The organism is Nonomuraea typhae, from assembly GCF_009760925.1.
Lineage (GTDB): Bacteria > Actinomycetota > Actinomycetes > Streptosporangiales > Streptosporangiaceae > Nonomuraea > Nonomuraea typhae.
This window is the reverse complement of the sequence record NZ_VRLV01000020.1, coordinates 103517-121638: the sequence shown is the minus strand read 5'-3', so window position 1 is coordinate 121638 and position 18122 is coordinate 103517. Positions and strand designations below refer to the sequence as shown.

The 18122-nt window shown below is 73.4% G+C and carries 17 protein-coding genes; 10 read left to right on the top strand and 7 right to left on the bottom strand.

Annotation, left to right across the window (positions count from 1 at the left end; translation table 11 throughout):
- The first annotated feature begins 15 nt into the window (after nt 1-15).
- The 4 genes from FVE25_RS47655 to FVE25_RS47640 are packed head-to-tail and all read left to right on the top strand — an operon-like array spanning nt 16 to nt 5196.
- The gene (locus tag FVE25_RS47655; RefSeq protein WP_246268623.1) at nt 16-1428 is read left to right on the top strand and encodes an OB-fold domain-containing protein; all 1413 of its coding nucleotides are present in this window, start codon (nt 16-18) and stop codon (nt 1426-1428) included.
- Nucleotides 1428-2606, top strand: coding sequence for an acetyl-CoA acetyltransferase (locus tag FVE25_RS47650; protein WP_157254164.1), 1179 nt, complete (start codon nt 1428-1430; stop codon nt 2604-2606). Before FVE25_RS47655 ends, FVE25_RS47650 begins: the two co-directional genes overlap by 1 nt.
- A gap of 17 nt (nt 2607-2623) precedes the next feature.
- Complete coding sequence (locus FVE25_RS47645; RefSeq protein WP_157254163.1) at nt 2624-3583, top strand: amidohydrolase family protein; 960 nt, start codon at nt 2624-2626, stop codon at nt 3581-3583.
- Entirely contained in the window at nt 3580-5196 is a 1617-nt protein-coding gene (locus tag FVE25_RS47640) for an AMP-binding protein (RefSeq protein WP_157254162.1), read from the top strand. Before FVE25_RS47645 ends, FVE25_RS47640 begins: the two co-directional genes overlap by 4 nt.
- Here the strand turns inward: FVE25_RS47640 and FVE25_RS47635 are convergent.
- Nucleotides 5162-5491, bottom strand: coding sequence for a cupin domain-containing protein (locus FVE25_RS47635; protein ID WP_157254161.1), 330 nt, complete (start codon nt 5489-5491; stop codon nt 5162-5164). The genes FVE25_RS47640 and FVE25_RS47635 overlap by 35 nt on opposite strands.
- Nucleotides 5492-5502: 11 nt before the next feature.
- Nucleotides 5503-6834 (bottom strand): flavin monoamine oxidase family protein, encoded by a 1332-nt coding sequence (locus tag FVE25_RS47630; protein ID WP_157254160.1) that lies wholly within the window; start codon nt 6832-6834, stop codon nt 5503-5505.
- A 124-nt stretch (nt 6835-6958) separates the two neighbouring features.
- Between FVE25_RS47630 and FVE25_RS47625 the strand changes: the two genes are divergently transcribed.
- The 3 genes from FVE25_RS47625 to FVE25_RS47615 are packed head-to-tail and all read left to right on the top strand — an operon-like array spanning nt 6959 to nt 10177.
- Nucleotides 6959-8557, top strand: coding sequence for an AMP-binding protein (locus tag FVE25_RS47625; protein ID WP_157254159.1), 1599 nt, complete (start codon nt 6959-6961; stop codon nt 8555-8557).
- A 22-nt stretch (nt 8558-8579) separates the two neighbouring features.
- The gene (locus FVE25_RS47620; RefSeq protein WP_157254158.1) at nt 8580-9431 is read left to right on the top strand and encodes an SDR family NAD(P)-dependent oxidoreductase; all 852 of its coding nucleotides are present in this window, start codon (nt 8580-8582) and stop codon (nt 9429-9431) included.
- Nucleotides 9428-10177 carry an SDR family NAD(P)-dependent oxidoreductase gene (locus FVE25_RS47615; RefSeq protein WP_157254157.1) on the top strand — a complete coding sequence of 250 codons (750 nt, stop codon included), beginning with the start codon at nt 9428-9430 and terminating at the stop codon, nt 10175-10177. Before FVE25_RS47620 ends, FVE25_RS47615 begins: the two co-directional genes overlap by 4 nt.
- Here FVE25_RS47615 and FVE25_RS47610 read toward each other — a convergent pair.
- Complete coding sequence (locus tag FVE25_RS47610) at nt 10174-10800, bottom strand: TetR/AcrR family transcriptional regulator (RefSeq protein WP_219825975.1); 627 nt, start codon at nt 10798-10800, stop codon at nt 10174-10176. The two genes, FVE25_RS47615 and FVE25_RS47610, sit on opposite strands and share 4 nt — an antisense overlap.
- 63 nt (nt 10801-10863) lie before the next feature.
- Between FVE25_RS47610 and FVE25_RS47605 the strand changes: the two genes are divergently transcribed.
- Nucleotides 10864-12246 carry an MFS transporter gene (locus FVE25_RS47605; protein ID WP_157254155.1) on the top strand — a complete coding sequence of 461 codons (1383 nt, stop codon included), beginning with the start codon at nt 10864-10866 and terminating at the stop codon, nt 12244-12246.
- A 26-nt stretch (nt 12247-12272) separates the two neighbouring features.
- Here FVE25_RS47605 and FVE25_RS47600 read toward each other — a convergent pair whose 3' ends face one another.
- Complete coding sequence (locus tag FVE25_RS47600; RefSeq protein ID WP_157254154.1) at nt 12273-12785, bottom strand: SecDF P1 head subdomain-containing protein; 513 nt, start codon at nt 12783-12785, stop codon at nt 12273-12275.
- A gap of 42 nt (nt 12786-12827) precedes the next feature.
- Nucleotides 12828-13580, bottom strand: coding sequence for a TetR/AcrR family transcriptional regulator (locus tag FVE25_RS47595; protein WP_157254153.1), 753 nt, complete (start codon nt 13578-13580; stop codon nt 12828-12830).
- 85 nt (nt 13581-13665) lie between these two features.
- On the opposite strand from FVE25_RS47595, the gene FVE25_RS47590 reads away from it, so the two are divergent.
- The gene (locus FVE25_RS47590; protein ID WP_157254152.1) at nt 13666-15072 is read left to right on the top strand and encodes a serine hydrolase domain-containing protein; all 1407 of its coding nucleotides are present in this window, start codon (nt 13666-13668) and stop codon (nt 15070-15072) included.
- 56 nt (nt 15073-15128) lie between these two features.
- Nucleotides 15129-15593, top strand: coding sequence for a ribosomal protein L7/L12 (locus tag FVE25_RS47585; protein ID WP_157254151.1), 465 nt, complete (start codon nt 15129-15131; stop codon nt 15591-15593).
- 10 nt (nt 15594-15603) lie between these two features.
- Here the strand turns inward: FVE25_RS47585 and FVE25_RS47580 are convergent, their stop codons facing one another.
- A complete protein-coding gene (locus tag FVE25_RS47580) occupies nt 15604-16272 on the bottom strand; it encodes a response regulator transcription factor (protein ID WP_157254150.1) in 669 nt (222 codons plus the stop codon).
- Nucleotides 16269-17969, bottom strand: a complete 1701-nt coding sequence (locus FVE25_RS47575; protein ID WP_157254149.1) for a sensor histidine kinase — start codon at nt 17967-17969, stop codon at nt 16269-16271. Before FVE25_RS47575 ends, FVE25_RS47580 begins: the two co-directional genes overlap by 4 nt.
- Nucleotides 17970-18122 lie beyond the last annotated feature (153 nt).

The following is an 18122-nucleotide window of genomic DNA, read 5'->3' as shown; positions in this document are numbered from 1 at the left end:
GCAAGGAGGTCAACCTTGGCTGGCATCATGGCGTACGGGAGCTATCTCCCTGCGCACCGGATCCGCCGCTCGCGCATCGGGGAGGCGCTCGGCACCAGGCCGGCGGCGGGCTCCAGGACGGTCGCCTCCTACGACGAGGACACCACCACCATGGGGGCCGAGGCGGCCAGGGTCGCCCTGCGCGGCCTGCCGGAGGCGGCGGAGGTGCGGGGGCTCTATTTCGCCACCGCCGACCCGGTGTACCTGGACAGGTCCAACGCCGCCGCCGTGCACGCGGTGCTCTCGCTCGATCCGTCCGTGCCCGCCGTCGACATGGGCGGCGCGGTCCGCTCCGGCGTCGGCGCCCTGCGGGCGGGCCTGCACGCGGGAGCGCCCACGCTCGTCGTCCTGTCCGACATCCGCGCCGGCCTGCCCGGGGGCGCCGACGAACGCGACGGCGGCGACGGGGCGGCGGCGCTTGTCGTGGGAACCGGCGAGGTCGTGGCGGAGTGGATCGGCGACGCAGCCAGAACCGAGGAGTTCCTGAGCCGATGGCGCAGCCCCGGCGAGCGGTACTCCCGGCGCTGGGAGGACCGATTCGTCGAGGAGGTCCACGTGCCGGCCGGGCGGCTGGTCCTGGAGGAGGCGCTGAAGTCGGCCGGTCTGACCGCGGCCGACGTCGACCACCTCGTCGTGGCCGGCGCGAGCATGCGGATCGCCGCCGCGGTCCGCGCCGCCGCCGGCGTCGAGGAGCACGCGGCGGCCGGCGACCTGCTCGACGAGGTCGGCGAGACCGGCACCGCCCACCCGGCGCTGTGCCTGGCGGACATCCTCGACCGGGCGGGCCCCGGCGAGGTGATCGCGCTCGTGGTCCTGACCGAGGGCGCCGATGCGCTCGTCTTCCGCACCACGGACCTGCTCGCCCGCCGGCGCAGCGCCTGGCCGACGGCCACCCAGCTCGAGCACACCGGCGACGACCTGAGCTACGCCACCTTCGCCACCTGGCGCGGCCACCTGCCGCGCGAGCCCATGCGCCGGCCGCTGCCACCGCAGACCGCCGCTCCCGCCGCCCGCCGGATCGGCGCGTGGAAGCTCGGCCTGGTCGGCTCGCGCTGCACGACCTGCGACACCCGCCACCTGCCGCCCCAGCGCGTGTGCGGCGCCTGCCGCGCGCTCGATGAGATGCGGCCCGATCCGGTGGGCGGCCTGCCCGCCACCGTGTCGATCGCCACCGTGGACCGCCTGGCCTGGTCGCCGAGCCCGCCGCTGATCTACGGGACCGTCGACTTCGACGGCGGCGGCCGGCTCCAGTGCGAGTTCACCGACACGCCGCCGGAGCGCGCGGTCACCGGGCTGCGGGTGCGCATGGCCGTACGCAGGACGCACAGCCGCGACGGCGTGCACAACTACTACTGGAAAGCCCGCCCGGAGCGAGGGGAGCAGTACTGATGGCCGACAGGGGAATCAGCGGCAGAGTGGCCGTGGTGGGCGCCGGGTGCACACGCTTCGGCGAGCGCCGCGACGCCGGCGCCGGCGACCTGCTCATCGCCGCGGCCACCGAGGCCGCCGCGTCCGCGGGCATCGAACTGGCCGACGTGGACGCGTTCTGGCTGGGCACGTTCGGCTCCGGGCACGCGGGCACCGCGCTGTCCAAGCCGCTCAAGCTGGACAACAAGCCCGTCACCCGGGTCGAGAACTTCTGCGCGACCGGCGCCGACGCCTTCCGCAACGCCTGCTACGCGGTGGCCGCCGGCGCCTATGACGTGGTCATGGCGATCGGTGTGGAGAAGGTCATGGACTCGGGCCAGGCCGGCATCCCGTTCTTCGAGTTCTTCGACGACGGTACGGCGGTGCCGCACACGCCGCCCGGCACCTTCGGCTACCTGGCCTCGGGCTACGCCGCGCGACACGGCGTGGCCGCGGCCGACCTGAGGGCGGCGATGACGCACGTCGCATGGAAGAACCACCGCAACGGCGCGCTCAACCCCCGCGCCTACTTCCAGCGGGAGATCCCCAAGGAGGTGATCGACCGGCAGCCGCTGCTCGCCGGGAAACTGAGCCTGCTCGACTGCGGCGGCCTGGCCGACGGCGCGGCCGCCGTCGTGATCACCCGGGCCGAGGACGCCCGCCGCTACACAGGTAAGCCCGTCCTGGTGAAGGCGCTGGCTCTGGCGGCGGGCCCGGGAACCGGCGCCATGGATCCCGGCCACGACTTCTCCTCATTCCCCGAGGCGGTGGCCGCCGCGCGCAGCGCGTACGCGCAGGCGGGCATCCGCGACCCGCGGGCGGAGCTGTCCTTCGCCGAGGTGCACGACTGCTTCACCATCACCGAGATCGTCCTGATGGAGGACCTGGGCTTCTCCGCCCGCGGCACCGCGTGGAAGGACATGGTCGGCGGGGTCTTCGACCGCGACGGCGCGCTGCCGGTCAACCCGGACGGCGGGTTGAAGGCGTTCGGGCACCCGCTCGGCGCCTCCGGCATCAGGATGATCTTCGAGAGCTGGCTGCAACTGCGCGGCGAGGCAGGGGAGCGGCAGATCGACAACGGGCGAACGCTCGCACTCACCCAGAACATCGGCGGCGATCCCGGCGAATGCGTCTGCCTGATCACCATCCTCGGCACCTGACCTCCGGAGGCTTTCCAGTGAGCAACAACGCAGTCATCGACATGGCCGGGGTCGTGCTCGACGCCGAGTCGTGGGAGTCCTACCTGAGCTGGTTCGCCGCCGACTGCCCCACCTACCTGCGGCTGTTCGGGCGGCGCTTCTGCAGCCTGGCCGGGGTCGAGCACGCGGCGTACCAGAGGGCGCTGGAGCGCGGTCCGGCCGAGACGGTGCGGCTGCTGCTGTCCACCGGCCGGCTGGACGTGGACATCGACCGGTATGCGGAGGAACTGGCCGGCGGCGGGGTACGGCTGCAGGTGATCCACGGCGGCATGACGCCGCTGCGCTCGGGCGGCCTGCTCAACGACCGAGTGGCCGCCTTCGCCCGCCGCCACCCGGACCGGCTGCACGCCTGGGCCGGGCTCAGCCTGCGCGACGAGCAGGCCGCGCTGAAGGAGATGCGCAGGTGCGTCGGCGACCTCGGCATGCGCGGGGTGTCGGTGACGCACTTCACCGACGTCGCCGACCCGCTCTCGGCCGCCAGCCGGGCGGTCTACGCCGAGGCCGAGCGCCTGGGCGTGCCGGTCTGGATCCACGCCGGGCACAATCTCTCGCCCCGGGTGCCCGTGGACCACTGCGCGTGGCGGCAGCTGGACGCGATCGCGCGGGCCCACCCGGACCTCGTGATCGTCGCCGGTCACGGCGGCTGGCCCTGGATGATGGAGATGGTCGCACTCTGCCAGCGCCACCCCAACGTCTACCTGGAGTTCTCCACCCACCGGCCGCTGCACATGGCGGCCCCGGGCTCCGGCTGGGAGCCGCTGCTGGCCCACGGCCGGGCCACGATCAGGAACAAGGTCCTGTTCGGCAGCGTCGGCTGGGTGCACGAGATGTCCGCGGGCGAGCTGGCCGACGAGGTCCGCGCCCTGCCCCTCGACGAGGGCACCGTCCGCCGCTGGCTGTACGGCAACGCTGCCCGCGTCCTGGGGACGGCGGCATGAGCACCGCCTTCACCACGACTCCCGAGGCCGCCGACTGCGTGGTGCCCCTGGTGCTGCGCCGCCGCGCCGAAGAGCGCCCGGACGAGGTCTTCGCCGTCTTCCAGGACGGCGAGACGTGGACGGGCGCACGGGTCCTGCGCGAGAGCCTGGCCATGGCCGAGGTCCTGCACGAGCACGGCGTACGGCCCGGCGACCTCGTCGTCTCCTGGCTGCCCAACGGCCCCGACGCCGTGCGCACCTGGTTCGGGCTCAACGAGCTCGGCGCCGTCTACGTGCCGGTCAACACCGCCCTGCGCGGCAGGTTCCTGGAACACGTGCTGGCCAACTCCGGCGCGCGGCTCGCGGTCGTGCATCCCTCCCTGGCGCCCAGGCTGGCGGCGGTGGAGACGGCCGCGCTGCGGACCGTGCTGGTCCCCGGCCGTGCCGCGCCGGAGGTCCCCGGGCTCGACGTGCTGCCCGTCGGGGATCTCCCGGCCGCTCCTCGCCGGGTCTCGGCCTGCGCGCCGCGCTCCTGGGACACCTACGGCGTGCTCTACACCTCGGGCACCACCGGGGAGAGCAAGGGGGTGCTGTGCTCGTACGCGCACCTGTGGACGACCGCGACGGCCTCCGCCGCCGGCGTCATCGGCTCAGGGGACCGGTATCTGGTCCAGCTGCCGCTCTTCCACGGCGGCGGCACGATCGGCGTCGCCCTGGCCCTGTACGCGGGCGCCTCGGTCGCGGTGACCGACGGCTTCGACACCCGCTCGTTCTGGGAGCTGGTCCGCCGGACCGGCACCACCGCCTGCACGCTGCTGGGCGCCATGACCTCGTTCCTGGCCGCGCAGGAGGCGGGCCCGGGCGACCGGGACCATCCGCTGCGCACGGTCTGCATGGTGCCGCTGGGGGAGAACGCCCAGACGTTCGCCCGGCGCTTCGGCGTCGACGTCTACACGCTGTTCAACATGACCGAGGTGAGCACGCCGCTGCTGTCCTCGCCGAACCCGGGCAGGGCGGGGGCCTGCGGCCGGGTCCGGCCCGGCGCGGAGGTGCGGCTGGTGGACCCGTACGACCGCGAGGTGCCCGACGGCGAGGTCGGCGAGATGATCGTCAGGATGGCCGCGCCGTGGGCGATGAACCACGGCTACCACGCGATGCCGGAGGCGACCGCGGCGGCCTGGCGCAACGGCTGGTTCCACACCGGCGACGCCTTCCGCCGCGAGCCGGACGGCGAGTACTTCTTCGTCGACCGGGTCAAGGACGCCATCCGGCGCCGGGGCGAGAACATCTCGTCCTTCGAGCTGGAGACCAGCGCGGCTGCCTGCCCCGGCATCAGGGAGGTGGCCGCCGTCGCGGTGCCGAGCGAGCACGGCGAGGACGAGGTGCTCGCCGTGGTGGCGCCGGTCCCCGGCCGGGCGCTCGACCCCGCCGCGTTCCTGGCCTACTGCGTGGAGCACATGCCGCACTACATGGTGCCGCGTTACGTCCGCGTCGTGGACGAGCTGCCCAAGACGCCGACGAACAAGGTGCGCAAGCATCTGCTGCGCGCCGCCGGGATCACCCCCGACACCTGGGACCGCGAGGCCGCCGGCATCCGGGTCAGGCGGGAGCGCCTGACGGCCGCGGACGGATGACGAAGAAGGCGCGGGTGCCGGCGCTCGCCCGGTAGTCGACGGTGGCGCCCGCGGCGATGAAACAGGCGGACCCGGCGGCTACCCGCACGGCCCGCCCGTCCGTGGTCACGGTCAGCTCGCCCTCGATGACGTAGAGCGTCTCGTCGTAGGTGAGCGTCCACCCGAGCAGGTGCCCGTCGCCGGAGAAGCGCAGGAAGCCCGCGGTGTCCAGGGGGAAGGACACCGCGAGGTCCGCGGCGGAGGGCACCTCGCGGTAGCCGGACGGGTCGTCGCCGAACAGCAGGACCTCGGTCATGATCTTCTCCCTCAGAGCCGGTCGAGGACCTCGCGGGCGCAGCGCTCGCCCGCCTGGACCGCGCCGTTCATCCAGCCGGTCCACCGGTCGGCGCTCTCCGTCCCGGCCCAGTGCAGGCCGCCCGCGGGCGCGTGCGGCGCGGGTCCCGCAGCGGTGAGCGCGCCGGGCCGCAGCCCGCCCTGGCAGCCGAAGACGTACGGCTGCCGCCGCCAATCCGTCTCCAGGTAGGCCACCGGGCGGGCCGCCTCGGGACCGAGGCAGGCGGCCAGGGCGTCCAGGGTGGCGGCCCGCCGTACCCGATGGTCGCCCGTGAAGGCCGCCGGGTTGCCGCGGAAGTGGCGCTCGGGGAAGGTGAACGCGGTGATCGCGAGCACGCCGGGCGAGCCGTCCGGCGGCGAGGCGTCCAGGAAGCCGGGAACCGCGCCCAGATCGGTGAAGCCCGATCCCGACAGCCCCTTGCCGCGCCAGAACGGTTCCCCGTAGACCACGTTGGTCTTGATGAGCGGCCCCTTCACCCAGCCCTCGGCCAGCGCGGCACGCGCGCGCGGCAGGCCGGGGCGGAAGGAGACGGGCACGGTCGCGGCCGGACCGATCGCCATGATCGCCCGGCGGGCGCGCACACGCAGGCCAGGGGTAGCGGCCACGACGCTGTCCGCGCCGTCGTGCTCGACCTCGAGGACGGGCTCGCCCAGGTGGACCCGCTCGCCCAGGAACGCGGCCAGCGCGTCCGGCAGCGCCTGCGAGCCCGCGGCGAACCTCAGGACGGCGTCCTGGTCGCGCAGCATCGGCCGCACGCCGCCGCAGGTGGCGGTGGCGTGCAGCGCGTAGGCGAAGGAGATCGCGCTCGGCGGCGCGGCGAACCACCCGGAGACCGAGCAGTCGAAGAGCCGCCTGGCCAGCGGGTCGCGGATCTGCTCGTCCCGCCAGGCGGCCAGGCTGAAGGTGTCGAGGCGCGGGTCGTCCCCGGCGGTGCGCTCCATGGTCCTGAGCGCCCCGGCGTACTCACGCACCGCTGCGCCGGGCAGCTCGGGCAGGCCGTCCGTGTACTCGAACCGGCGGCCGCCCAGGTGGGCGATGCCGATGCCGTCCTTGAAGGAGGGGAAAAGCGTCACGCCCAGTTCGGCGGCGAGCGTGATGATCTCCGTCTGGCTCGCGCACACGTACATGGCGCCCGCCTCGGTGGGGCGGCTCCCGGTGAGGGGGATGTTCCACACGCGTCCGCCGGGCCGCTCGCCCGCCTCCAGGACGACCGTGTCCGCGCCGCCCAGGGTCAGCCGGTAGGCGGCGGTGAGCCCGGACAGGCCGCCGCCGACCACGACGGCGTCAGCGGTCTTCTCGATCACACGGAACTCCTCGATATGAACGATCGTACATGAGCTGATGGGAGTTGTTTCGCCAGGTATTGTCCGTTCGAATGGCAGCATGCTATACAAACGTTCATACATTTGCCACCGTTCAGGGAGAGCGATGACAGCGAAGCTCCCAGCCCGCGAACAGTGCGTGCTCCCGCTGCTTCTGCGTGAGCGGGCACGCCGGGAACCCGACCGGCCCTTCGTCGCCTTCGCCGACGGGACGGCGTGGACGTACGGCCACGCCTGGGACGAGACGCTCTCCGCCGCCGCCGGCCTGCACTCCCTGGGCGTGCGCGCGGGCGACCACGTGCTCGTGTGGCTGCCCAACGGCCCGGAGATCCTGCGCGTGTGGTTCGGCGCCAACCAGCTCGGCGCCGTGTTCGTCCCCGTCAACACCGCCTACCGCGGCGACATCCTGGCGCACGTGCTCTCGCTCGTGCGGCCGAAGGTCGTCGTCGTGCACGCGGACCTGGCCGGCCGGCTGGCCGGCCTCGACCTGGCCGGGGTGGAGCACGTCGTCGTGGCCGGCGGACCGTGCCCGCCGCTGCCGGGGGTCGGCACGCACGGCGCCGCCGTCCTGCATCCCGCCGAGCCCGAGGCGGCGGAGTGCCCGGCCCAGCCGTGGGACCCGTACGCGGTGATCTTCACCTCGGGCACCACCGGCCCCTCCAAGGGCGTGATCTCCTCCTACGTGCACCTGTGGGCCACCGTCACCGCCGTCGAGGAGCACCTGTCGGCCGATGACCGCTGCCTCACCAGCCTGCCGATCTTCCACGGCGGCGGGCTGCAGGACATCGCCGGCGCGCTGGTCGTGGGCGCGTCCGTGGTGCTGGCCGAATCCTTCGACACCAGCGCCTTCTGGGACGTCATCGAGCGCACCGGCGCCACGTGCTGCACGCTGCTCGGCGTCATGGCGACTTTCCTGCTCAAGCAACCGCCCAGGCCGGGCGAGCGCGACACCACGCTGCGGCTGGTCTACCTGGTCCCGCTCACGGACAACGCGGGGGAGTTCGCCCGCCGCTTCGGCTGCGACATCCTCACGGTGTTCAACATGACCGAGGTGAGCGTGCCGCTCGTCTCCGAGCTCAACCCGGCCACGCCGGGCAGCTGCGGCAGGCCGCGGCCCGGCGTCCAGGTCCGCGTGGTCGACGCCTGCGACCAGGAGGTGCCGCAGGGAGAGGTCGGCGAGCTCGTCATCCGCACCGACCTGCCCTGGGCGATGACCAGCGGCTACCTCGGCGCCCCCGAGGCGACGGCGGCGGCCTGGCGCAACGGCTGGTTCCACACCGGCGACGCCTTCCGCCGGGACGAGCACGGCGACTACTTCTTCGTCGACCGGATCAAGGACGCGATCAGGCGGCGCGGGGAGAACATCTCCTCCAGCGAGGTCGAGGCGGAGATCCTGCGCCATCCCGCGGTCCGGGAGGCCGCGGCCGTCGCGGTGCCGAGCGGGGACGGGGAGGACGACGTGCTGGCGGCCGTGGCGCCCGTCGACGGCGGGCGCATCGACCCGCGCGACCTCCTGGAGTTCCTCCTGGAACGGCTGCCGCACTTCATGGTGCCCCGGTACGTGCGCGTGCTGGGCGAACTGCCCAAGACCCCCACCAGCAAGATCGAGAAGCGGCGCCTGCGCCGGGAGGGCGTCACGCCCGACACCTGGGACCGCGAGGCGGCCGGGCTCAAGGTCCGCCGCACCCGCCTCCGGCAAGTATGAACGATTATTCATGGAGACGCTCATGCACACCCCACTGCGCGACCGGGTCGCGCTGATCACCGGCGGCGCAGGCGGGATCGGCGCCGCCACTGCGCGCAAACTCGCCGGGCAGGGCGCCGCGGTCGTCGTCGCCGACCGGGACGGCGAGGCCGCGGAACAGGTCGCGGCCGGACTGCGCGCAGAAGGGCTCGGCGTGTGCGCGGCCGCGATGGACCAGACCGATCCCGAGCAGGTCGAGCGCGTCGTCGCCGAGACGGCGGAGGCTCACGGCAGGCTCGACGTCTGCTTCGCCAACGCCGGCTGGGGGCGCGTCGACGCCTTCCTGGACCTGCCGCTGGCCACCTGGAACCGGCACGTCGCGGTCAACCTGACCGGCACCTTCCTGGTTTGCCAGGCCGCCGCCCGGCACATGGCGCGCGGCGGGCGCGGCGGCTCGATCATCGTCAACACCTCCAACGGGGCGGTCGCCCCCGCCGCCCTGTTCTCCGCCTACTGCGCCACCAAGGCCGCGCTCAACATGCTGGTCCAGGTCATGGCGGGCGAGCTCGGCGGCCACGGCGTACGGGTCAACGCCGTGATGCCGGGCGTGACGGCCACCGCGATGACCAGGGGCCTGCTCGAGCAGGGCATGGACCGGCTCGTCGCGGCGCAGACGCCGCTCGGGCGGGTCGGCCGCCCCGAGGACGTGGCCGCCGCCGTCGCCTTCCTCGCCGGCGACGACAGCTCCTACGTCACCGGCACCGCGCAGCTCGTGGACGGCGGCGCCACCCACAACGTGCCGCGCTGGTTCACCACCGACTACCGGCGCCGGGGCGCGCCCCAGTGGCGGCTGCGCCACCAGGAGACACCGATCACGGAAGGAGACGGGACGTGACGGGATCGCTGGCCGGCCGTACCGCATTGATCACCGGAGCGGCGCGCGGCATCGGCGCCGCCATCGCCACGCGGATGGCGGCGGAAGGCGCGCACGTGGCCCTGTGCGACCTCGACGCCGAGGGCGCGCGGGCGACGCTGGCGCGCATCGAGCGCGGCGGAGGCAAGGGGATCGTCCAGGAGGCCGACGTCTCCGCGGCCGAGGCGGCCAGGGCCGTCGTCGCGCAGGCCGCCGAACGGCTCGGCGGCCTCGACATCCTGGTCAACAACGCCGCCACCGGCGCCCGCGCCAAGATCCGCGACTACTCGCTGGAGGACTGGGACCGGGTGCTCGCCGTCAACCTGCGCGCCCCGTTCGTCCTCAGCCAGGCGGCCGTCGAACACCTCGAGCGCTCGGGCGCGGGCGCGATCGTCAACATCTGCTCCGTGGCCGTGATCGGCTTCTTCGGGCAGATCGCCTACGACGCCTCGAAGGGGGGCCTGCTCTCGCTGACCAGGGCGCTCGCCGTCGAGCTGGGCCGCAACGGCATCCGCGCCAACGCGGTCTGCCCCGGCTTCGTCGACACCGCGATGGCCGATCACGGCAACCTGCGGGAGATCGCCGCCAAACAGACGGCGACCCAGCCCATCGCCAGGATGGGACGCCCGGAGGAGATCGCCGGCGCGGTCTGCTGGCTGGCCTCCGACGAGGCCCGCTACGTGACGGGCCAGGCCCTCTTCGTCGACGGCGGCTGGGTGCGCGCCTAGCGCGCCAGCACCATCCGGCAGGCCAGCTCGGCGTGGAGCCCGGCCAGTTCCTCGTCCTTGACCGCGGGGAAGGGGCCGAAGAACTCGGTCGCCCGCAGGACCAGGTTGACGATCGCCGTGGCGGTGAGCTTCGTTGCGTCACCGCGCACGGCGGGCAGTTCGAAGACCCCCGCGCGCACGCCGTGCTCCAGCGTGCGCTCCAGCCGGGTCCGCAGGCCGCGGCGGCGCTCGACGACGACCGCCCGCTGGGCCTCGGGCAGGTGGACGTACTCGAACGTGGCGATCATGGCCGAGGCGCGGTGGCGGGCGTGGAACAGCGCCGAGGCGTACGCCAGCGCCCTCAGCTGGCTCTCCGGGTCGGCCGCCGCGTCCGCGACCGCGTCGTTGAGCATCCGCTCACCCTCGTCCGTCGCCCGGCTGACCAGCGTGAACAACACCTCTTCCTTGGACGGGAAGTGGTTGTAGAGCGCGGCGGGCGTCAGGCCGCTGGCCGCCGTGATGTCCCTGACGCTCGTGCCCTTGAACCCCTGGGTGAAGAACAGCTCCTCCGCGGCGGCCAGGATGCGCTCCGCGGGCGGCTTCCTGGCGGGCGTCGCGACGGTGGCACGCGAGCGAGGCGGCACGGACACTCCTCGGATCCTGGGTGACTTCTTCATAAACGTTCATACACTATCGGGAGGATTCGCATGCTGGCGCTCCTCGTCCTGCTGACCGGAGTCTTCGTCTACACCACACTCGGCTCGGCCATCGTGCCCGGCCTCGTGCGCTTCCAGTCCGATCTGGGCGCCTCGCCGGCCGCGTCCGCGTGGCTGTTCACCGGCTTCCTGCTCGCCGCCTCGATCGCCACCCCGGTCGCCGGGCGCCTGGGCGACATGTACGGCAAGCGGCGCGTCGTCACGTTGACCTTCGCCCTTATGACCGCCGGCGCCCTCGTGTCCGGCCTGGCGCCCGGCCTGCCCCTGATGATCGCCGGGCAGCTTCTGCTGGGCGTGGGAGCCGGGATCTACCCGCTGGCGTACGCGCTGGCGCGCGAGGTCCTGCCGGCGCGCCGCGTCGGCGTCGCCATCGGCACGATCGGCGGCGTGGCGACGGCGGGCGGGCTCATCGGCTACCTCGTAGGCGGCGCCCTGGCAGACGCCTACTCGCACCGATGGCTGCTCGGCGCCGGGGCGGCGATGCTGGTCGCCACGGTGGCCGCGCGGGTGGTCATCCCCGGTTCCGGCCCCCGCCTCGGCGGCGCGCTCGACGTCGGCGGAATCCTCCTGTTCGCGGCCTCGGTGGTCGCGCTGCTGCTGGCGGTCACCTTCGCGGCCGCCGACGGCTGGCTCTCCTGGCGCGTCACCCCGCTACTCGCGCTCGCCGCCGCCGGCGCCGGCGCATGGTTCCGGTTCGAGGCCCGCCACCCGCGGCCGTTCGTCGACATGGCGCTGCTGCGCCGCCGCGTGGTCCTGGCCCCGTCGCTGATCGCCCTGGCGGTCGGCTTCTCCAGCGTGGTGGTCTTCGTCGTGGTGCCCCAGCTGGTGACGCTGCCGGTCGAGACGGGGTACGGCTTCGGCGGCACCACCGCCCGGGCGGGGCTCTACCTGCTGCCCGCCGCGCTCGCCTTCCTCGTCGCCGGTCCGGTGGCCGGGGCACTGGAGCAGGCGCTGCCGCAGCGGGCCGTGATCATCGGCGGCGCGCTCGTCATGGCGCTGTCCGTCGCCGCGCTGGCCCTGTGGCACCGCGAGCCCTGGCAGCTGATGGCGGCCAGCGCTGTCATGGGCGTCGGGTACGGCGTCGCCTTCACCGCCATGACGAGCCTGATCGTGCGCGGGGTCGCCCCAGGGGAGACCGGTGTGTCGGCGGGCGTCAGCACCCTGGCCCGCACGCTGGGCGAGACGCTGGGCAGCCAGGCCGGGCTCTCCATCCTGGCCGCGCACCTCGACCCCGGGACCGGCCTGCCCGGCGAGCAGGGGTTCGGCCTGGCGTTCGTCCTCGGGTCCGCGGCGGCGGCCCTCGCCCTGCTCGCCGCCTTCGCCGTACCCAGGAAGACCCCCACATGGACGGTTAGCGTTCGGCCGGTCGACTGACCCTGCCTTCCCGCCGGCCCGCGGCCTCAGCCGCCGCCGAGCCGCCGGGCCAGTTCCTCGGCGGCCGTCTTGCCGAACCCGCCGCTGATCTGCAGCGTCCGGCCGGGGATCGGCTCCAGGACGGCCGGCGCGCTGATCACCTTGCCGCCGACGACGATGGCGAGCTGGTTACGCGGCTCCGGCAGCCGGTGGACCCGTTCCGTCAGCTCCGTGAACCTGCGCCCGTCGGCCTCGTTCAGCGTGATCTCGACGATCCACTCGCCCGACGGCCCGAAGCCGGCCGTCGCCTTTTCCGCGGTGACCTGCGTGGCCTGGCCGAGCTGGTAGCAGGCGTCGCCGTCCTGGCTCACGATCCAGCCCGCGGCACAGGGCGCGGGCCGCGTGTCCAGGACAGGCCGCAGCGCGAAGGGTTCGGTGACGGACTTCCAGGGGAGGCGGGAGGTCATGCCGCCGATCACCGTCGCATAGCCGACGGCCAGCACCACGACGGCGTTGACGAGCACTCCGGCGACGACCGCGAGAATCGGGCCCGCTTTCACGGCATCGCCCCCCGTCCGGGAATCGGCTCACCCGCCATGAGATCACGAAGTGCCGCGAGCGGGCCAGCGCCGCCCGAACTCGGCCTCGATCCCGTCGAGGATCCGGGTGAGGCCGCGCTCGAACTGCTCGTCGCCGGCCGTCTGCGTGTCGAGCCGGCGTACGAAGGCTTCGGCGTCACCGCCGTCGAGGAGCTGCTGGATGTGCGGGAACTCCCCGGTTTCCAGGCGGGCGGTGACGAAGGCGGCGACGCCGCCGATCCACTCCTCGTCGGGCTGCTCGGCCGCGCCGGACTGCGTGGTGTAGCCGGCCACGTAGTAGCTGACCAGCGCGATCAGCTCCAGCTTCTCCGCGGCGTCGAAGGGCGTGCCGGCCAGCGAGGCGAGGACACGCTCGAGGACGCGCATGCCGTTCGGGCCGATGTCCTTGCTGCCCAGGACCGTGATCACCCAGGGGCGGTGCGCCGAGACCGCGCGCAGGCCCCGCCCGAAGCGGGCGAGGGCGTCGCGCCAGCCGGCGTCGGGCTCGGTGCCGGGGCCGGCCAGCTCGCTCAGGATCTCGTCGTTCATCAGCGCGAGCAGGTCCTGCTTGCTCGGCACGTAGTGGTACAGGGTCATCGTGCCCGCGCCGAGCTCGTCGGCCAGCCGCCGCATGGACAGCGCCGCGAACCCCTCGGCGTCGGCGATCGCGATCGCCGCCTTCGCGATCTGCTCCCGCGTGAACCGTGGTTGCCGCACCGAGGGAGCGGGACGGGCCCAGACGGGCGTGCGCGGCTGGTTCTGGTCCTGAGTTGACATCTCGTGCAGCGTACCAATACGTTAATCGTACAAGGTACGAGCCTTTAGTACTGTGTACGATTAGGAGTGGGAGACGATGGAAACGATGCGGCGGCGTCTCGCCGAGACCCTTCAGGAGTCGCTGGCAGGCGGCGCGGTGGCGGGTGCCGTCATCGGCGTGTCGGTGGGCGGCGAGCGGCTCACCCTCGCGGAGGGAAGCGCCAACCTCAACACCGGCCAGCCGTTCACCGAGGACACCGCGTGGCTGCTCGGCTCGGTCGGCAAGGTCCTCACCACGACGATGCTGCTCCGGCTCGCCGAGCGCGGGTCGGTCGACCTGGATGCGCCGGTGCGGCGGTACGTGCCTGAGTTCGGCCTGCTCGATCCGGGGGCGGCCGACCGGATCACCGTGCGGATGCTGGTCAACCACACCAACGGCATCGACGCCGACGGGCTCGTGCCCAGCGCGGTGCGCGGCAGGGACGCCCACCGCGCATACGTGGAGCACCTGCGGAACGTTAACGTCCTGTTCGAGCCGGGCACGTGCATTCACTACTCGAACCCGGGATTCGTGCTCGCCGGCCGGATCATCGAGGAACAGACCGGCCTGCCGTACGAGAAGGCGATCCAGCGCGAGCTGTTCGAGCCGTGCGGCATGACGCAGGCCACCGCCGTTCAGACCCAGGCGTTGCTGCGCCGCACGGCCGTCGGCGCGTTCTTCGACATGGAGGCGATGGCCCTGCGCGCGACGTCGCTGTTCAGCGTCCCCGAGTCCATCGGGGCCGCCGGCGGGACACCGATCGTCACCGTCGCGGACATGCTCGCCTTCGGCCGCATGCACCTGAACGCCGGTATCGCGCCGGACGGCACCCGCATGCTCGAGGCAGACTCGGTGAAGGCCATGCTGACCCCGACCTTCGACCTGGGCATTCCGCAGGCGCCGCCCATCGGGCTGGGCTGGTGGCTCGAGCCCGTCGCCGGAACCACCGCCGCCTTCCACGGCGGCACCTCGCCGGGCGGCAACTCGGCCTTCACCATCCTGCCGGACTACGACACGGTCATCACCAGCTTCGGCACCGGCCCGGCCAACGTGCTGCTCCAGGACCAGTTGCACATCGCCGTGATCGAGGAGGTGACCGGCCGTACGGTGACCCCGCCCTTCGGCGGCCCGCCCGAGCGTCCCGCGCCGGGGCTCGCCGGCGAGTACGGCTCGTTCCAGAGCCGCGTCGCGGTCGAGGTGGACGGCGACGCGCTGCGGGTCACCAACCACTTCGAGCCCTACGACGACGACCACCGCGCCACCTTCGAGGCGTGCGGGGTCCCGGCCGGCGCCGCCCCGCCGGTCACCTACCGCAGCCTCGCCCCCGGCCTGTACGCGCCGGAAGGCATGGAGGCGTCCGTCTTCTCCGGCGTCATCGGCAGGGGAGCCCTGCTGTCCGTCCTTCCCGCAACCGGCGGCCGTCCGGCGGGGCTGCACTCCGGGCTGCGTTTCACGCCCAGGCGCGCGGGCTGAGCAAGGCGCCTGGCGCCCGGGGTGTCATCGAGTCCGGCCGTGAATATCATGCGGGCATGGATTTCGGGCTGACGGGAATCGTGCTGATCGTCGGAGTGGTGGTGGCCGTGGTGGCCGTGAGCCTGGTGGCGCTGGCCGGGCGGCGCGGGGGCGAACTGAAACCACCGGTCCCCTCACTCCATTCGGCCGCGGACGTCGAGCAGGAAGTCCTCCGCCTGCTGCGGCAGGAGAAGACGATCCACGCCATCAAAGTCCTCCGCCAGCACACCCGCCTCGGCCTGAAGGAGGCCAAGGACCTGGTGGAGGACGTGGCCGCCGGACGCCGCAGGCTCACCGACCACCCGGCCTTCGCCGGCCTGCGGCCCTCGCTGCCCCGCCGGGGGACGGCAGACCTGGCCGGCCGGGTGCGGAACCTGGTCGCGGAAGGGCACCGGGAACAGGCGATCTACCTGGTACGCGGCGAAACCGGAATGGGCCAGGACGAGGCCGAACTCTTCGTGAACAGCCTGACGACGGCCTGAATCCCATGCGTCAGGAGCTGCGCAGGAACTCCAGCGTCGCCAGCACCCGCAGGTTGACGCCCCGCCGGTCGGATCCCGGAGCGTCGCGCAGCCCGAGCTTGGCGGTGATGGAGACCAGGTGCTTCTCGACCGTGCTGATCCGGCAGCCGAGCTGCTGGGCGATGCCCAGGTTGGAGCGGCCCTCCGCGACCAGGCCCAGGACGCGGCGCTCGTGCGCGGTCAGCACCTCGAGCGGGTCGTGGCGGCGGCGGCGGGCCATGAGCCTGGCGACGATGTGGGAGTCGACGACGACCTCGCCCGCCACCACCCGGGTCAGCGCGTCGATGAGGTCGCCCACGTCGCCGACCCGCTCCTTCAGCAGGTAGCCGACGGCGTGCGGCTCGGCCTCCATGACGAGGAGCCGCTCGGCGAAGGCCAGCTCGGCGTAGGAGGACAGGACGAGGATCGCCACCTCCGGGTAGCGGCGGCGCACCATTTCCGCCACCTGCAGGCCCTCGTCGGTGAAGGCGGGCGGCAGCCGGATGTCGAGCAGGGCCACGTCGGCCGCGGCCTCGTCGATGACGCGCATGGCCTCCTCCACCTCGCGCGCCCGGCCGACGACGTCGACGTCGCGGCTCTGCAGGGACGTGGCGATCGCGTCCAGGAACAACGGCTGATCTTCGACGATGACTACTCTCACGACATCTCCGTGGGAACGTGGAGGACGACGGTGGTGCCCTGACCGGGCGTGCTGTCGATCTCGACCCGGCCGCCGACCGCGGACACCCGGTCCCGCAGCCCGCCGGGATCGCCGGCGCCGCCGCGGCCGTCGTCGCGGACCTCGATGCGCAGGCCGTCCCCGTCGTGCTCCACCCGGATCTCGGCATGACCGGCCTGCGCGTGCTTGTAGCAGTTGGTGAGCGCCTCGCTGATCGCGAAGTAGGCGGTGGTCTCGGCCGGTCGCGGCCAGCGCTCGCGCGGCACGGTGAAGGACACGGGGATGGGCGCCACGTCGGCCAGCCCTTCGACGGCGGCGGCCAGGCCGTGCTCGACCAGCGTCGTCGGGTAGATGCCCTGCGTCAGCTCGCGCAGGGTCTGGATCGCGTCGCGCAACTGCGCGTGCGCCCGCTTGAGCACGGCCAGGCCCTCGCCGTTCCCCGCGTCCCCCTGCGTGAGCTGCCGCTGGGCCAGGTCGATGAGCACCAGGACCGCGAACAGCTGCTGCTGGGCGCCGTCGTGCAGGTCGCGCTGGATCCGGCGCCGCTCCTCGAAGGCGGTCGTGGCCAGCCGCAGCCGCGAGGTGCGCAGCTGCTCGACCTGGGCGCCGATCAGCGCGTAGCGGCGGGCGCTCTCGATGGCGACGCCGGCGACCTCGGCCGCGGTCCTGGCGATCTGGCGTTGCTCGTGCAGGGCCTCGTCGTGCTCGATCACCGCGATGACCGTGCCGCCGCGCCGTACCGGGGTGATCGCCCGGTACGGCGCGGCCGCCAGGCCGGCCGGGCGGCCGTGCCCGTCCACGTGCGCGCCGTCCTCGGCGACGTAGGCCAGGCGCAGCGACGGGTCGCCCAGCGCCTCGGCGAGGCGGCGTTCGAGCTGATCGGGTCCGGTGTGCGGCTCGTGCTCCAGGACCAGCGCGGTCAGCCGCCAGCGGGCCCTGGCCATGCGGGCGAAGCGGGCGAACACCATGACCGGCACGAGGGCGACGGCCACGGCCAGGGCGGTCAGCAGCAGCGCGTTCTCGGCCGCGACCGGCACCTCCAGCAGGCTCGCCAGCGCGGCGGAGGTGCCCAGCAGGGCCGTCGAGACGATCGCCGCCCACACCGGGGCCGACGGGCGCCGCCGTACCGGACTGGCCCGTGACCAGCGCCGCACGATCACGGCGGCGACCAGCAGCGCGCAGGCCACCAGCAGCACGCTCCCGGCCTTCGCCGCCGGGGTGTAGGGGTAGGCGGTGGAGAAGTACCACGGCGGGCGCGGCCGGTCGGCGAGGTAGCGGGCGACCTGCGAGCCGACGGCCGCCAGGTAGCACAGCACGATCACCGCGCCGGTGGTGCGGTCGCCGATCCGGCCGGTCGGCCAGGTCAGCGCCAGCTGCGCGGTCACGCCCACCCACAGGTAGGCGCCGCAGAACCCGGCGGCGAAGATCAGCGGGTGCTCGGCCGCGCGCAGCTCGCCCAGGTAGTAGGTGGCGCCGAGGATCACGATCAGCGGCCCGGCCCGCGTCCAGGACGGGCTGCGCAGCGCCAGGAACCCGATCGCCACCCCGGCCAGGCCGAACAGCCGCCAGGGCAGCTCCAGCCACCCGGCGGCGCCCGAGCCCGGCCAGGACACCGCCTGCGCGGCGGCGACGCCGGCCAGCGCGGGGGCGGTCCACGCCCATGCCCGTACAGTGCGCACCGATCGATCATGCGCGCCCGGCGGGCGAAAGACAGCCAGGTTTTCCGACCTCCGGGTACCGGTTTCCCCGATGGGCGGCGGTCTGGTTCCCGGGATTCGCCCGCCGCCGGACACCCGAACTGTGGAGGCGTACGACCGATTCCCGGCAGGAAG

Bases quoted from the DNA above. Each gene is read 5' to 3' on its own strand.
- FVE25_RS47625 (WP_157254159.1), top strand. From the start codon at position 6,959: ATGACAGCGAAGCTCCCAGCCCGCGAACAGTGCGTGCTCCCGCTGCTT.
- FVE25_RS47635 (WP_157254161.1), bottom strand. From the start codon at position 5,491: ATGACCGAGGTCCTGCTGTTCGGCGACGACCCGTCCGGCTACCGCGAG.
- FVE25_RS47605 (WP_157254155.1), top strand. From the start codon at position 10,864: ATGCTGGCGCTCCTCGTCCTGCTGACCGGAGTCTTCGTCTACACCACA.
- FVE25_RS47620 (WP_157254158.1), top strand. From the start codon at position 8,580: ATGCACACCCCACTGCGCGACCGGGTCGCGCTGATCACCGGCGGCGCA.
- FVE25_RS47650 (WP_157254164.1), top strand. From the start codon at position 1,428: ATGGCCGACAGGGGAATCAGCGGCAGAGTGGCCGTGGTGGGCGCCGGG.
- FVE25_RS47590 (WP_157254152.1), top strand. From the start codon at position 13,666: ATGCGGCGGCGTCTCGCCGAGACCCTTCAGGAGTCGCTGGCAGGCGGC.
- FVE25_RS47595 (WP_157254153.1), bottom strand. From the start codon at position 13,580: ATGTCAACTCAGGACCAGAACCAGCCGCGCACGCCCGTCTGGGCCCGT.
- FVE25_RS47585 (WP_157254151.1), top strand. From the start codon at position 15,129: ATGGATTTCGGGCTGACGGGAATCGTGCTGATCGTCGGAGTGGTGGTG.
- FVE25_RS47640 (WP_157254162.1), top strand. From the start codon at position 3,580: ATGAGCACCGCCTTCACCACGACTCCCGAGGCCGCCGACTGCGTGGTG.